Annotated in this window: 10 protein-coding genes and 3 tRNA genes; 5 read left to right on the forward strand and 8 right to left on the reverse strand. The window is 54.7% G+C overall.

The genetic code is table 11. The features are described 5' to 3' along the window. Nucleotides 1-116: 116 nt before the first annotated feature. The gene (mfd, locus tag PS2015_RS09360; protein WP_058021966.1) at nucleotides 117-3,557 is read left to right on the forward strand and encodes a transcription-repair coupling factor; all 3,441 of its coding nucleotides are present in this window, start codon (nucleotides 117-119) and stop codon (nucleotides 3,555-3,557) included. On the opposite strand, the gene PS2015_RS09365 is transcribed toward mfd, so the two are convergent. After that, nucleotides 3,536-4,921: an alanine/glycine:cation symporter family protein gene (locus PS2015_RS09365; RefSeq protein WP_058021968.1), complete on the reverse strand. Its 1,386-nt coding sequence runs from the start codon at nucleotides 4,919-4,921 to the stop codon at nucleotides 3,536-3,538. The genes mfd and PS2015_RS09365 overlap by 22 nt on opposite strands. A gap of 104 nt (nucleotides 4,922-5,025) precedes the next feature. On the opposite strand from PS2015_RS09365, the gene PS2015_RS09370 reads away from it, so the two are divergent. After that, entirely contained in the window at nucleotides 5,026-5,793 is a 768-nt protein-coding gene (locus tag PS2015_RS09370) for a CsiV family protein (protein ID WP_169792291.1), read from the forward strand. A gap of 9 nt (nucleotides 5,794-5,802) precedes the next feature. Here the strand turns inward: PS2015_RS09370 and PS2015_RS09375 are convergent, their stop codons facing one another. Together PS2015_RS09375 and PS2015_RS09380 are read right to left on the reverse strand one after the other, a co-directional pair. Next, on the reverse strand, nucleotides 5,803-6,576 hold the full coding sequence (locus PS2015_RS09375; protein ID WP_058021971.1) for an S-methyl-5'-thioinosine phosphorylase: 774 nt from the start codon (nucleotides 6,574-6,576) through the stop codon (nucleotides 5,803-5,805). Between the two features lie 9 nt (nucleotides 6,577-6,585). Continuing rightward, nucleotides 6,586-7,599: an urease accessory protein UreH domain-containing protein gene (locus PS2015_RS09380; RefSeq protein ID WP_237113305.1), complete on the reverse strand. Its 1,014-nt coding sequence runs from the start codon at nucleotides 7,597-7,599 to the stop codon at nucleotides 6,586-6,588. Nucleotides 7,600-7,755: 156 nt separating this feature from the next. Between PS2015_RS09380 and PS2015_RS15715 the strand changes: the two genes are divergently transcribed. The 3 genes from PS2015_RS15715 to efp all read left to right on the forward strand — a co-directional run bounded on the left by PS2015_RS15715 (nucleotide 7,756) and on the right by efp (nucleotide 9,757). Continuing rightward, nucleotides 7,756-7,893, forward strand: a complete 138-nt coding sequence (locus tag PS2015_RS15715) for a hypothetical protein (RefSeq protein ID WP_169792292.1) — start codon at nucleotides 7,756-7,758, stop codon at nucleotides 7,891-7,893. Between the two features lie 65 nt (nucleotides 7,894-7,958). After that, nucleotides 7,959-9,158, forward strand: a complete 1,200-nt coding sequence (earP, locus tag PS2015_RS09385; RefSeq protein WP_058021973.1) for an elongation factor P maturation arginine rhamnosyltransferase EarP — start codon at nucleotides 7,959-7,961, stop codon at nucleotides 9,156-9,158. A gap of 32 nt (nucleotides 9,159-9,190) precedes the next feature. Then, on the forward strand, nucleotides 9,191-9,757 hold the full coding sequence (efp, locus tag PS2015_RS09390; RefSeq protein ID WP_058021975.1) for an elongation factor P: 567 nt from the start codon (nucleotides 9,191-9,193) through the stop codon (nucleotides 9,755-9,757). Nucleotides 9,758-10,582: 825 nt separating this feature from the next. Here the strand turns inward: efp and PS2015_RS09400 are convergent. The 5 genes from PS2015_RS09400 to PS2015_RS09420 all read right to left on the reverse strand — a co-directional run bounded on the left by PS2015_RS09400 (nucleotide 10,583) and on the right by PS2015_RS09420 (nucleotide 14,127). Next, nucleotides 10,583-10,659 (reverse strand) — tRNA-Arg (locus PS2015_RS09400). 68 nt (nucleotides 10,660-10,727) lie between these two features. Further along, nucleotides 10,728-10,803: transfer RNA gene (locus PS2015_RS09405), tRNA-His, on the reverse strand. A gap of 25 nt (nucleotides 10,804-10,828) precedes the next feature. After that, nucleotides 10,829-10,905: transfer RNA gene (locus PS2015_RS09410), tRNA-Pro, on the reverse strand. Nucleotides 10,906-10,990: 85 nt separating this feature from the next. Continuing rightward, nucleotides 10,991-12,391: a cysteine--tRNA ligase gene (cysS, locus tag PS2015_RS09415; RefSeq protein ID WP_058021979.1), complete on the reverse strand. Its 1,401-nt coding sequence runs from the start codon at nucleotides 12,389-12,391 to the stop codon at nucleotides 10,991-10,993. Continuing rightward, nucleotides 12,388-14,127, reverse strand: a complete 1,740-nt coding sequence (locus PS2015_RS09420) for a glutamine--tRNA ligase/YqeY domain fusion protein (protein WP_058021981.1) — start codon at nucleotides 14,125-14,127, stop codon at nucleotides 12,388-12,390. The genes cysS and PS2015_RS09420 overlap by 4 nt, the downstream gene beginning before the upstream one ends. Nucleotides 14,128-14,130 lie beyond the last annotated feature (3 nt).

Raw genomic sequence — 14,130 nt, forward strand, 5'->3', positions numbered from 1 at the left:
AGAGATGAATTAAAGGGGCGCATATTATCTTGCGATTAGCCCGCCGGTGCAACTTTATCGGGACTGTGCCAAAATACGTGCCCTTTTTATGGCTCACGGACTGACCGCATTCTGCTATGGCAACTTTTGACCTGCTTTCCCCTCCTCTCCCCGACATAGCCCACAACACTCAGTGGCGAGATCTGGCTGACAGCGAACTGGCCCTGGCACTGGTGCATGCCGCCCGCAGTGTGGCACGGCGGTCACAGGCACCGGTCATGGTCATCAGCAACAGCAGCGAGGATGCCGAGCAACTGCGCCGCGAGCTTGTATTCTTTGCCGGCGATGATGAGAGCCTGTCCATCTATACATTCCCCGACTGGGAAACACTGCCTTACGATTCCTTCTCGCCCCATCAGGATATTGTCTCAGAGCGCCTTAGCGCCCTTTATCATCTGCCGGACCTGAAAAGCGGCATCGTCATAGTACCGATCAACAGCCTGATGCACCGTCTGCCGCCGCGCGAGTATGTGCTGGGCAACAGTCTGATGGTGAAAACAGGTGAACGACTGGATACCGATGCGCTGCGCAGTCGCCTGATAGAGGCCGGCTACCAGCATGTAGATTCTGTTTACGAGCATGGAGAATTTGCCGTACGCGGCGCCATCGTCGACATCTTCCCAATGGGGAGTCGGCAGCCCTTTCGCATCGACCTGTTTGATGACGAAATAGAATCGCTGCGCACCTTCGATCCGGAGACACAGCTGTCCCTGGAAAAAGTTTCCGAAATACGTGTACTGCCCGGCCGTGAATATCCCTTGAACGAAACCGGGCGCAGCCAGTTCCGGCGCCGGTTCCGGGAGCGTTTCGATGTGGATACCCGTGAATGCAGCCTGTATCAGGACATCAGCGAAGGTATCGCCTCAACAGGTGCGGAATATTATCTGCCGCTGTTTTATGAGCAGTTAAGTCATTTATTCGAATATTTGCCAGAGCGAACGCTGGTGGTGCGCTCACGGCAACTGGAACAGCCGGCGCAGCGATTCTGGCAGGACATTGAAGCGCGGCACGAAGACCGACGCTATGACCGGATGCGCCCCGTTCTACCACCATCAGAAATTTTCATGATGCCGGAAGAAGTCTTCCGACAGATCAAGCCATTTGCCACCGTCACCCTTGAAGGCGTTGCCGCCAGCCGCTTCCCGGAATTAACCAGTGACAGCCAGCCGGGCCAGCAAATGCAGGCGCTGCGACATTTTATTGACAAGCACCCCGACTACCGACTGCTGATTTGTGCGGAAACTGCAGGTCGGCGCGAGGTGTTGAGCGAGCTGTTGCGCGCTGTTCCTTTGAGCACGCAATCGGTGGATTCCTGGCAAGAGTTCAGTGACGGTTCGCTGTCCCCTGCCATTACGATTGCCTCTCTGGACAAAGGTCTGCTGCTGCCTGATCAGAAACTGGCAATGATCACCGAGTCTCAGCTCCTGGGGCGCAAAATCGCACAGCGGCGCCGACGTCGCAAGACTCAGGACAATACCGATTTTATCATCAAGAGTCTGACAGAATTGCACCCGGGCGCCGCCGTTGTTCATCTGGATCACGGCGTCGGGCGCTATGTGGGCTTGCAGAACCTGACCATCGAAAACCAGCAGGCGGAGTTCCTGACCCTGGAATATGCCAAAGGTGCCACCTTATATGTGCCGGTTGCCAACCTGCATCTGATCAGTCGCTACGGAGGCACCGATCCCGAACTGGCGCCACTGGACACACTGGGCAACGACACCTGGCAGAAAAACAAACGCAAAGCGGCGGAAAAAATTCGCGATGCGGCAGCCGAACTGCTGGACATCTACGCCAAACGCGAAGCCAAAAAAGGCTTTCCCTACCGCGTCGATGACATCGATATGGAGCGCTTCGCCGACGGTTTTCCGTTTGAAGAAACACCTGACCAGCTCGACGCCATCAATGGCGTGATTGCCGACATGCAATCAGCTCGCGCCATGGACCGGCTGGTATGCGGCGATGTCGGTTTCGGAAAAACCGAGGTAGCCATGCGCGCCGCTTTTATCGCTGTACAGAACCACAAACAGGTTGTGATGCTGGTGCCAACAACACTGCTGGCACAGCAACACTATGACAGTTTCCAGGATCGTTTTGCCGACTGGCCGGTCACCGTGGAGCTGATCTCCCGCTTTCGCACCGGGCAGCAGCAGACCGACACGCTGAAACGCATCGAGGATGGCCAGGCCGATATCATAATCGGCACACATAAACTGCTGCAAAGTTCGATCAAGTACAAAGACCTGGGCCTGCTGATCATCGATGAAGAGCACCGCTTTGGGGTACAGCAAAAAGAACGCATCAAAGCGTTGCGTGCGGAGGTTGATATTCTGACCATGACCGCCACGCCCATTCCGCGCACACTGAATCTGGCCATGTCCGGTGTGCGTGACCTGTCACTGATTGTCACGCCACCAGCCAAACGCCTGTCGGTAAAAACTTTTGTGCGCGAGCAGCAGGACAGCCTGACCAAAGAGGCGATTCTGCGGGAACTGCTGCGCGGCGGCCAGGTGTTTTACCTTCATAACGAAGTCAAAACCATCGAGCGCACCGCCGAGCATCTTCGCGAACTGGTACCGGAGGCTCGCGTGTGTGTGGCTCACGGTCAGCTGCCCGAACGCGAACTGGAGACCATCATGGCGGACTTCTATCACAAGAAGTACAACATCCTGGTCTGCTCCACCATTATCGAAACCGGCATCGACATTCCAAACGCCAACACCATCATTATCGACCGTGCCGACAAGCTGGGACTGGCGCAATTGCATCAATTGCGCGGCCGGGTGGGCCGTTCGCATCACCAGGCCTATGCCTACCTGCTGACGCCACCGCCAAAATCACTGAGCACCGATGCCCAGAAACGCCTGGAAGCCATTATGGCCGCCAGCACACTCGGCGCCGGCTTCACCCTGGCAAGCCATGATCTGGAAATTCGCGGTGCCGGTGAAATTCTGGGCGAAGAACAGACCGGTCATATGCAAAAAATCGGTTTTACCCTGTACACCGAAATGCTCGATGAAGCCGTCAAGGCCATGCGTGAAGGCCGCTCGCCCAATGTCGATCTGGTCCTGCAAAGTGGCAGCGAAATCAATCTGCGCGTCCCGGCACTTATTCCGGAAGACTATCTGCCGGATATTCATACACGTCTGATCATGTACAAACGCATTGCCGGTGCACGTGATGAAGAAGAACTGCAGGACTTACATGTGGAAATGACTGACCGTTTCGGGCTGTTGCCGGAACAGGTGAAGATTCTGCTGTCTGTCACCCGCCTTAAATTGAGGGCCGAAGAGTATGGCATCAGTAAAATTGATGCCAGTGCCCAGACTGGCCGTATCGTGTTCCGTCAGCACACCAAAGTCGATCCACTGTCTATTGTTCAGCTGGTACAGAAGCAATCACGCCTTTACAAACTATCCGGTCCCGCTCAGCTTGGCTTTACCCACGGCCAGGAAAAGCCCGCTGCGCGCATCGAGTTTATTAATAAAACACTGGATCAGTTTCGACTATCTTCCTGACCCACATTCAGACGTTGAAAGTAATCGCGCGCCGCGGTCATGACCTGCGGCGCCAGCAGGAAGGTCGACACCATGGTCGGGATCGCCATCAATGCATAGGCACTGTCAATCAGACCGAATACGGCTTCCAGCGGTGCAATAGCACCGAGCACCACCAGCAGCACATAAAAATAGCGATAGTGATGCTGACGGTGCGCACCTATCAGAAAACCAAGACACTTGGCACCGTAGTACCAGAAAGTAAACATGGTACTGGAAGCGAATATCAAGACCACAAAGGAAATCGCGTACGCTCCAAACTGCCCCGGCAGAATATCGGCAAAGGCCATCGCCGTCAGACTGACGCCATCCACATCGCCATTTTCCCACACGCCAGTCAGCAGAATCACCAGAGCTGTACAGGTGCATACTACCAGCGTGTCAATAAACGGCCCCAACATGGCAACAAGACCTTCGCGCACCGGCTCGGTGGTTTTCGCCGCCCCATGCGCCATGGCTTCAGTCCCGATGCCTGCCTCATTGGAAAACGCGCCGCGCATTACGCCAATCGTAATGACGCCTATCAGACCGCCACCCACTGACTGCGCTGTAAACGCATCGGTGACAATCAGCGCCAGATAACGCGGCAGCTCGGTAATATTGGCCAGCAGCACCAGTAACGTCATACCCATGTACAGCAGCACCATGGACGGCACCAGGCGCACAGCCACGTATCCGACACGTTTGACGCCACCAAAAATCACCCCGCCCACCACGGCTGCTGCAAACAAACCAAACAACAGATTAAAAAAAAACGGATTACCGGCATCGACCAGCCCGGCAGGCACAAACACAGTTTCGCGGATAACCTGAGTCAGCTGATTGATCTGTACCACCGGCAGGGTTCCTATCAGGCCCGCGGCGGCAAACATCATCGCCAGCCAGTGCCAGCGTTTACCCAGCCCTTCGCGAATCACATACATCGGACCGCCCTGAATATCGCCATTACTGTCTGGTCCGCGATACATGACAGCCAGGGTGCAGGTAAAAAACTTGGTCGCCACACCCACCACAGCGGTCACCCACATCCAGAACACTGCGCCGGGTCCGCCAATGCCAATGGCCAGCGCCACGCCAGCAATATTGCCCATGCCCAGGGTGCCTGACAGCGCCGCCGCCAGCGCCTGCGCATGACTCAGATCGCCCGGATCCTCCGCGTGATCGTACTTGCCGCGCAGGATGGCTACCGCGTGTGCGAAATAACGATAGGGCTGAAACCGGCTGTAAATGGCAAAAAAGACGCCACCCCCAACAAGCAGCACAATCAGCGGTGTTCCCCACAAAAAACCAGACAAGGCCTGCAGACTCTGGGCCAGAGTTTCCATATTCTTCTGTTCTCCGCTAGCTCATTTTCCATGTTTTAATGAGCTTAGCATCTGCCGGGCTGATTGTCTTACCCCTCATCCAAAGCTGTGCGATAATCGCGGCCATGAACCGCTCACCCTCAAAACTCAGTCCATGGATGCGCCAACACATCAAGGCGATGACCGCCTTGCTGGTCACCTTGTTTGTCGGCGGGGTTCAGGCGCAGTCGGGTGAACGCTGGTATCAGATTGAATTGAGTATTTTCAAGCATGAGAACAGCACGCTGAATGAAGAGAACTGGCCCAGCGACCCGACGCTGTTTAGCCTGCCGGACAATGCAAGAAAACTTGATCAATTGATGGATGTGTTATCCCTGCCAGAATGGGAAGTCACACCAGCCATCACTGATCTCCCGGTCGAAGGGCAGCCGGCGCAGCTCGAAGAGCTGACCGGTGCTGACGCTCCTGTCATCGGCAATTTCCGACTGCCGGATTTTGATCGGGACGCTTACCTGCTGTTACTCCCTGATGACTTCAACTTTGCTGATACTAACCGGGCGCTGGAGCGATCGCCCGCCTATCGACTGCTATATCATGCCGCCTGGCGTCAGCCGGTCAGACAGGCTGCCGGCGCGCAGGCCATACAGATTGAAGGCGGCAGGATGATTGAGGGTCAGCCGGAGCTGGATGGCAGTCTGACCATACGCTTCAACCGCAGTGAGGACCGGGTGGTGCTGGACACGGCCCTCTGGTTTAACGCAGAGGAACTAACAATCCCTGTCCGTGAAAGCCGGGACATGCGCAGTAACGAGTTCCATTACCTGGATCATCCGGTGGTGGGCATTGTAGTGCAGGTCTTCCCCTATACCGTGCCGTTACAAAACCAGATGTAGCACAAAGGATTAGTCCTGCAGCCGAATCGCCGCCTGCAATATCTGTCTGACGCTGCCCATGCCCTGCTCAAGGACCTGACGGATACTGTCCATTGTAATGAGCTCATCACTGATTCCTGCCGCCCAGTTCACCGACAGCGCTACACAGGCATACGGCAAACCGATTTCCCGCGCCAGGGCGGCTTCCGGCATGCCTGTCATACCAACCAGATCACTACCGTCACGCAGCAGGCGGCGCACTTCCGCGGGCGTCTCCAACCTGGGCCCCTGAGTAGCGGCATACGTGCCGTGCGTCTGAATGACAACGCCCTGCTCTACCGCTGCATCAATCAGCAACTGACGCAGGTCGGCGTCATAAGGCTCCGTAAAATCAATATGGGCGACGGTATCGCTGAACTGATCAGGTGATTCGATGCCACTGATACTGCCATCAAAAAACGTATGTTCGCGCCCCCAGGTATAGTCAATTATCTGATCGGGAATAGCTATGACACCCGGCCCCATTGTCGGGCTCAGGCCACCGACAGCATTAACGGCCAGCACGCCAGATACGGCCAGTTTGTGTAATGCGAAGATATTGGCGCGGTAGTTTATACGGTGCGGAGGCACAGCGTGATCAGCACCATGCCGGGGCAAAAAGGCCACATCTTGCGAAGCACCCTCCAGAGTACCGGCCTGTACAACAACCGGTTCGGCGGCATAAGGTGTTTGTACAGCCCGCTGCTGATCCAGTTTCAGCCCCGGCAGTTGGTCCATACCGCTGCCACCTATAATCGCTAACATAATATTTCCTTAATTGAACCACGAGCCGGAATCCAGCCCCGAGCCGGTCATCAGCAGACCGCGATCCAGCATCATCAGACCCATTATAATAACCAGCACGCCCGATACACGTACCAGATCGTGAATGGTTTTGCGCGACAGATAACTGGCGAAAAATCCAAAACCCAGCAACGGCGGCAGCGTACCCAGACCAAAGAAAAACAGCAACAGCGCACCTTCGCCCGGACTGCCGGTGCCTGCTGCCATTATATACATGGCCTGCAGTGGTCCACAGCCCAGCAGCAGGCCGCTCAACAAACCAATCGCCAGCGGATTCTGACGCAGGTTAATCTGCCTGCTGACCTTGCTGACAAATGAGTCAGGCAGTCGCAATGAAAACACACCCATGCTGCGAATCACGTTGAGCATTTTCAGACCAAATACAAACAAAAACAGTCCCGCCAGAATCGCTGCCATGCCCCGCATAAAAGGCGTGATGGTCAGGATTGCACCGAGCAGGCCGAACATCGCACCGATCATTGTGTAGGATATAGTTTTACCGGCACCGTAAGAAAAATGCGACACAGCCGCTTCGGCATTTGAGCGGGCCGCATCAGAGTAGCTGACAACAAAACTGCCACACATACCAATGCAGTGGAAACCGGTGAGAAAACCGATACCAAACAACACGGCATAACCCAACTCGGCGTTCATCTGCTGCATGAGACCGGGCATCAGGCTTTTACCCCAGAACGCCACACCACCAACCACTGCCAGCAGGATCACAAACAATAACACCTTGCGGACCAGAGAAACCGTCGCCACTTGCGGCGAGCGTACAGAGTAACCGGTTGAGCTGATCAATGATTCAATGGCCTGCCGCGTGGTCAGCCGATCATTAAATTTGACCTCCACCACTCCCTTACCATGATCCGCCTTCACAGATTCCACACCGACCAGCTTTGCCACTGCCTGTTCGATGCTCTGTTCACAGCCCGAACAATGCATACCCTCAACATTAAACTGCGTTGTTGTTGCCACCATGTGAAACGCTCCCGTGTGATGTCAGTCTTTGCTGACTCAGATCAAATTATACGCGTCACCCTATGCTTGAATTTATCAGCGTGTGGTGACACTATCTTAACCGTTGTAACCATCATGACACGATAAAAAATAATGCATCTTGAGGAGAAACAAACAATGTCCAGAGAAGTTGGTGATCGATATCGTTGCGATTCCTGTAAAGCAGAGCTGGTTTACGAAGTAGCCTGCCCCTGCGAAGGCATGCCTCACTCTGAAATCTGCTGCGGCAAGCAGATGACCAAGGTGGAAGCATAACCGATCAAGTTGCCGATCTATCACTGATCACCGTCCCGGACGCCCAACAGACGCCGGGACGGTGGGTGATTTTTTGCCAGGTCATCGATAATCTGGGTGACATCGGAGTCACCTGGCGTCTGGCCCAGCAGCTCGCAAACGAACATCACATTCACGTTGATTTGTTTGTCGACGACTGGTCCGCTTTCAGTCAGTTTCTGGGTCCCTGGCCCGACACCCCCTCTGCCCTGCAGCACAAAAACCACTTTCAATATGGGCGGATTACTGTTCATCGATGGCTGCAAATCTGGCCTGACGACCAGACATTCAACCGCGAGCTCGCAGCCAGCTCCGTCATTATCGAAATGTTCAGCTGCCCGTTGCCACAGGCTCTTTTGCAAGCCATGGCGGAATCCGGCAATGCTCCCCATTGGCTGACAATTGAATATCTGAGCGCGGAAAGCTGGGTAGGCGGCTTGCACCGCTTACCCTCGCCACAGACCATCATGACGACTAAAGGCTCGCGCACGTTACAGAAAAAGTTTTTTATGCCTGGTTTCAGCACAGATAGTGGCGGACTGTTGCGAGAGCCTGACGTGTTGCAAAAGCACCGGCAATGGCAACAACAGCAAACAGAATTGCGTCAGGAATTACTCACACAGACCGGTCTCAACAATTGTTTTCCAAGCTCGGATATTGCAAGCTGGGTATCTCTGTTCATGTACCCGGGTATCTGTTGCGAAAATCTGCTGCGTGCCATGAAGAATGACAAAGATCCGGTGCTATGCCTGATCCCTGAAGGCAAGACGGCAGACCAGCTAATGTTGCTGGCTGGCCAGAGCGGGCCAGCCCATGCCGGCAAGCTTATCCGCTGGGGTAAACTCGCGGCGCTGATCAGACCCTTTGTCAGTCAACCCGACTATGATCAAATGCTCAGTATTTGTGACATCAATATCGTGCGTGGCGAAGATTCCATGGTCCGCGCGCAGTGGGCCGCCAAACCCATGCTCTGGCATATTTATCCTCAAGATGATGGAGCACATATCAACAAACTGCAGGCCTTCATTGAACGCTACTGTGACAGTGCCGTCGACCAGGCAGCCCTGGATTACTGGCAGGAACTGCAGTTGAAGTGGAATCTTGGTGACGACATCGGCAATTTATGGCATGATCTGCGCCCCCACCTTCCGGCGCTTCAGATACACGCCCGGAACTGGCAGCAAAAGCTGGCAGTTTTGCCCGATCTGACCTCAAGTCTCGTGCACACTACAGGCTTTGCAAAATAACCTTTTTGTTTTGCTTTACAGAGTCTTACATTATGAAAACCGCTCAGGAAATCCGTCCCGGTCAAGTCATCATGATCGATGGTTCACCGTGGAAAGTGCAAAAGAACGACTTTCATCGTGCCGGTCGCGGTTCAGCCGTCAACAAGATGAAGCTGAAAAACCTGCTTAACGGCGTCCAGACTGAAACGGCATTCAAGTCCGACGATAAGCTGGAGCAGATCGTGCTGGAGCAGAAGGAAGTGACTTACTCCTACTTCGCCGATCCCATGTACGTGTTTGTGGACAGCGAGTACGAGCAGATCGAGATTGAGAAGGAAGACCTGGAAAACGTCATCGATTTTATCGAAGACGGCATGGAAGATGTCTGCCAGGCAGTGTTCTACGATGGCAAGGTGATATCCATTGATCTGCCGAAAACTATCGTGCGCCAGATCGCCTACACGGAGCCGGCCGCCCGCGGCGATACCACCGGCAAAGTTATGAAAATCGCCCGTCTGAACTCCGGCTATGAGCTGAAAGTGTCCGAGTTCTGCGAGATCGGTGACTTCATCGAGATTGATACCATCGCCTGCGAGTACAAGTCGCGCGTCAAGCGCTAAAATCTCAGCCTCTCAGTATGTCGGCAGGTTCTGCTTCAGTGCCTGCCGGCATCGCTTACCAAGGCGATTAACTTGAACGCCTGACGGCAACGGCTCCGAAAGCGGGGGTGTTCCTCGTCAGGTTTTCCTCGCTCTCACCCCCGCTTCCGAATCCGCTGCCTGGATCTGGTTTTGTGCCGGGCCTTGGTAAGTGATGCCTGGAATTGGGCGCTTTGCGGCTGAGTCAGAGACAGGCTGCTTGCGTATTCGATACCGCATCCACTCGAAGATTGGCATAAGGTCCGGGTGGCGGATAGCAGAATTGCGCCCATTCAGGCCGCGTTTATCCTTTTGCCGCTCAGCCGATCAGCGGGCGGGACTGTTCGAGTCCCGAGCCGCAAGGCGGCGAGGTCGAGTTCCCCCCCGCCGGCTGAGCGGCAAAAGGATGCGGCCGGGCGCAATCTGCTACCCGCCACCCGGACCGTTGGTCGAAGAAACCCCTGACTGAGATGCTCGAAGATGGCGCGCCCGGCAGGACTGACTCGGGCCATCCATGGCCCTCGCCCTGCGGGTGACCTTCGGTCATCCAAAACGGCTATCCTGCCGTTTTGTCGAACCGGCAGGTTCTCGTCTGCCACCAGACGGCAAACAAAAAAGGCCACCTGAAGGTGACCTTTTTTATTTGGCGCGCCCGGCAGGACTGACTCGGGCCATCCATGGCCCTCGCCCTGCGGGTGACCTTCGGTCATCCAAAACGGCTATCCTGCCGTTTTGTCGAACCGGCAGGTTCTCGTCTGCCACCAGACGGCAAACAAAAAAGGCCACCTGAAGGTGACCTTTTTTATTTGGCGCGCCCGGCAGGACTCGAACCTGCAACCCCCGGCTTAGAAGGCCGGTGCTCTATCCGGTTGAGCTACGAGCGCTGAACGTGGCCCTGTTGCGCCGGGTGCGCAATCGCCGCACGGTGCTGAACGGCGTTTACTGCAGAATATGGGGTGGCTGATGGGGCTCGAACCCACGACAACCGGAGTCACAGTCCGGGGCTCTACCAACTGAGCTACAGCCACCATAACACTCGCGAACCAACAAAATTGGTCGGGGTAGAGAGATTTGAACTCCCGACATCCTGCACCCAAAGCAGGCGCGCTACCAGACTGCGCTATACCCCGATATTCGTCCTGCAAACTGACGTCGTTACCGCGAGGTGCGCATAATACTCATGCGGGCACGCTCCGTCAACGATTGATTGCTCATTCACTGGTTTTCAATGCGCCAGCGACTGCCATCAGTGCCATCCTCAACCACGACATTCATCGCGTTCAGACGGTCACGAATTTCGTCCGCCAGGGCCCAGTTTTTATCAGCCCGGGCCTGTTTGCGCTGAGCAATCAGCGAGTCAATCAGCTCAGCATCAACACCGTCGTTACTGCGTCGCAGAAACGCTTCCGCCGAACCCTGCATCAGACCCAGCACACCAGCCAGCTTCAACAACAGACGCGCCAGAATAGCAGCCTGCTGTGCATCCTGTTCCTTGATCTTGTTAATCTCTTTGGCAAGATCAAACAGCACACTGATGGCCTCTGAGGTATTGAAGTCGTCGTTCATGGCTGCACGGAAAGTTTTCTCGTAACTGCTGTTGGCCAGATCGCGGGCTTTTTCTGTATCCAGCCCACGCACTGCCAGGTAGAGGCGCTCCAGCGATGCGGAGGCCTGTTTCAAACCCTGATCAGAATAATTGATGGGACTGCGGTAATGGCTGGCGACCAGCAGGTAGCGCACCACCTCGGCAGGATAACTCTTCAGCACATCACGAACAGTAAAGAAGTTGCCCAGCGATTTGGACATCTTTTCATTGTCGACGCGCACAGCTCCATTATGCAGCCAGTATTTGGCAAATTGTTTGCCGGTTGCCGCTTCAGACTGGGCAATCTCATTTTCGTGGTGCGGAAACATCAGATCGGAGCCGCCGCCGTGAATATCAAAGCTATCACCCAGACAGCAGGTTGACATGGCCGAGCATTCGATGTGCCAGCCCGGACGCCCATAGCCCCAGGGTGAATCCCAACCCACCTCGCTGTCCGAGGCAGACTTCCAGAGCGCAAAATCGCGCGGATCGCGCTTCAGCTCACCCACCTCAATGCGGGCACCGGCCAGCAATTCCTCCGGGTTTTTATTCGACAGTTTGCCGTAACCTTTGAACTGGCGAACCGCGTAATACACATCACCGTTCTCGGCACGGTAAGCATAGTCCGCCGCAATCAGGCGCTCAATAAGCGCAATGATCTCGGAGATATGAGCTGTTGCGCGCGGCTCCTTATCTGGCGGCATGATAAACAGAGCCCGCTCATCCTCATGCGTCGCTTCAATAAAACGTGCGGTGAGATCCTCGAAATACTCGCCATTTTCATTGGCACGACGCAGAATCTTGTCATCGATATCGGTGATATTACGCACATATGTCACCTGAAAACCCAGATAACGCAGGTATCTGACAATGACGTCGAAGGCTACCAACATACGGGCATGACCGATGTGTGCATAATCATAGGTGGTCAGACCACACACGTACATGTTGATCTTGCCTGCCTCCAGGGGCTCAAAGCGTTCTTTTTTTCGGGTCAAAGTGTTGTATATGGATAATTCGGAATTATTCATGGGTTCTGTTTTCCCCAGGAGTCGCGCAGACTCACAGTGCGATTAAACACCAGTTTATCGGCATGACTGTCGCGCCGGTCAACACAGAAATAGCCCTCCCTTTCAAATTGAAAACTGTCTTCAGCTTTTGCCTCGGCCAGCGATGGCTCCACCAGGCACCCGGTCAGGACCTGCAGTGAGTCAGGATTCAGGCAATTTTTGAAATCACCCAGCGATTTGTCGTCAGGGTTGGCATTATTGAACAATCTATCATAAATACGCACTTCCGCCGGCAAAGCCGCATGCGCCGGCACCCAGTGAATCACACCCTTGACCTTGCGTCCCTCAGGATTTTTACCCAGGGTATCCAGATCGGCTGTGCAGCGCAGCTCGACAACCTTGCCCGACTCATCCTTGATCACTTCGTCGCAGCGAATCACATAAGCACCACGCAATCGAACCTCAGTGCCGGGCATCAGTCGCTTGAACCCGGGCGGTGGCACTTCTTCAAAATCGGTCCGGTCAATATACAGTTCAGCACCAAACGGCAGCTCACGGTGCCCGATATCTTTTTTAGGATGCTTTGGCAGGCTGAGCATTTCTGTCTGTCCCTGCGGATAGTTGAGCAGGGTCACTTTCAATGGACGCAGCACGCACATGGCTCGCGGGGCATTTTCATCCAGATCTTCGCGAATACTGTGCTCCAGCATACCCACATCAACAATGCTCTCACTGCGACTCATACCAATCATATCGCAGAAGTTGCGAATCGCAGCCGGCGTATAACCACGTCGGCGCAAACCAGACAAAGTAGGCATGCGCGGATCGTCCCAGCCGGATACCAGTTGCAATTCAACAAGTTCTTTCAGCTTGCGCTTACTCATCACTGTGTAGTTAATGTTCAGACGAGCGAACTCGGTCTGCTGCGGCAGTACGTAATGTGTGGTGCCGCCCATATTTCCCAGCTCATCGCAGGCCTTTTGCAGTGACTCCGGCGTCAGATTTTGCAGGATCCAGTCATAAAGGGGACGATGGTCCTCGAACTCCAGTGTGCAAAGTGAATGGGTAATATGTTCCAGCGCATCCGATATGCAGTGCGCATAGTCGTACATCGGGTATACGTTCCACTGATTGCCGGTCTGGTGATGATGAACCTTTCTGATACGATAAATCACCGGGTCACGCATATTGATATTGGGCGACGCCATGTCGATTTTCGCGCGCAGACTGTATTGACCATCGGCAAACTCGCCAGCCTGCATGCGCCTGAACAGATCCAGGTTTTCATCTGCACTGCGCTCACGATCGGGACTGTTGCGACCCGGCTCTGTCAAAGTACCGCGATACTCACGCGCCTGATCCGGCGTCAATCCGCAGACATAGGCTTTGCCGTTGCTGATCAACTGCAAGGCAAACTCATAAAGATAGTTGAAGTAGGACGAGGTATAACGCACATCGCCCTGCCAGCTAAATCCCAGCCACTCGATATCCGCCTTGATGGCGTCAATAAATTCCTGACTTTCCTTGACCGGATTGGTGTCGTCAAAGCGCAGATTGCACGCTGCCCGGTAGTCAGTTGAATACTGCTGCGCCAGGCCGAAGTTCAGGCAGATAGACTTGGCATGGCCAATGTGCAGAAAGCCGTTCGGCTCGGGCGGAAAGCGGGTCTGCACCCGACCGTCGTGCTTGCCCTGAGCCAGATGCTGGTCAATCATGTGGCGAATAAAATGCGATGGCGCTTTGCTGGAATCTGTCATAAT

The organism is Pseudohongiella spirulinae, assembly GCF_001444425.1.
Lineage (GTDB): Bacteria > Pseudomonadota > Gammaproteobacteria > Pseudomonadales > Pseudohongiellaceae > Pseudohongiella > Pseudohongiella spirulinae.

What these genes read in the sequence shown, in the direction of transcription:
- mfd (WP_058021966.1), top strand. Translation starts at nt 117, where the DNA reads ATGGCAACTTTTGACCTGCTTTCCCCTCCTCTCCCCGACATAGCCCAC.
- PS2015_RS09365 (WP_058021968.1), bottom strand. Translation starts at nt 4,921, where the DNA reads ATGGAAACTCTGGCCCAGAGTCTGCAGGCCTTGTCTGGTTTTTTGTGG.
- PS2015_RS09370 (WP_169792291.1), top strand. Translation starts at nt 5,026, where the DNA reads ATGAACCGCTCACCCTCAAAACTCAGTCCATGGATGCGCCAACACATC.
- PS2015_RS09375 (WP_058021971.1), bottom strand. Translation starts at nt 6,576, where the DNA reads ATGTTAGCGATTATAGGTGGCAGCGGTATGGACCAACTGCCGGGGCTG.
- PS2015_RS09380 (WP_237113305.1), bottom strand. Translation starts at nt 7,599, where the DNA reads ATGGTGGCAACAACAACGCAGTTTAATGTTGAGGGTATGCATTGTTCG.
- PS2015_RS15715 (WP_169792292.1), top strand. Translation starts at nt 7,756, where the DNA reads ATGTCCAGAGAAGTTGGTGATCGATATCGTTGCGATTCCTGTAAAGCA.
- efp (WP_058021975.1), top strand. Translation starts at nt 9,191, where the DNA reads ATGAAAACCGCTCAGGAAATCCGTCCCGGTCAAGTCATCATGATCGAT.
- cysS (WP_058021979.1), bottom strand. Translation starts at nt 12,391, where the DNA reads ATGAATAATTCCGAATTATCCATATACAACACTTTGACCCGAAAAAAA.
- PS2015_RS09420 (WP_058021981.1), bottom strand. Translation starts at nt 14,127, where the DNA reads ATGACAGATTCCAGCAAAGCGCCATCGCATTTTATTCGCCACATGATT.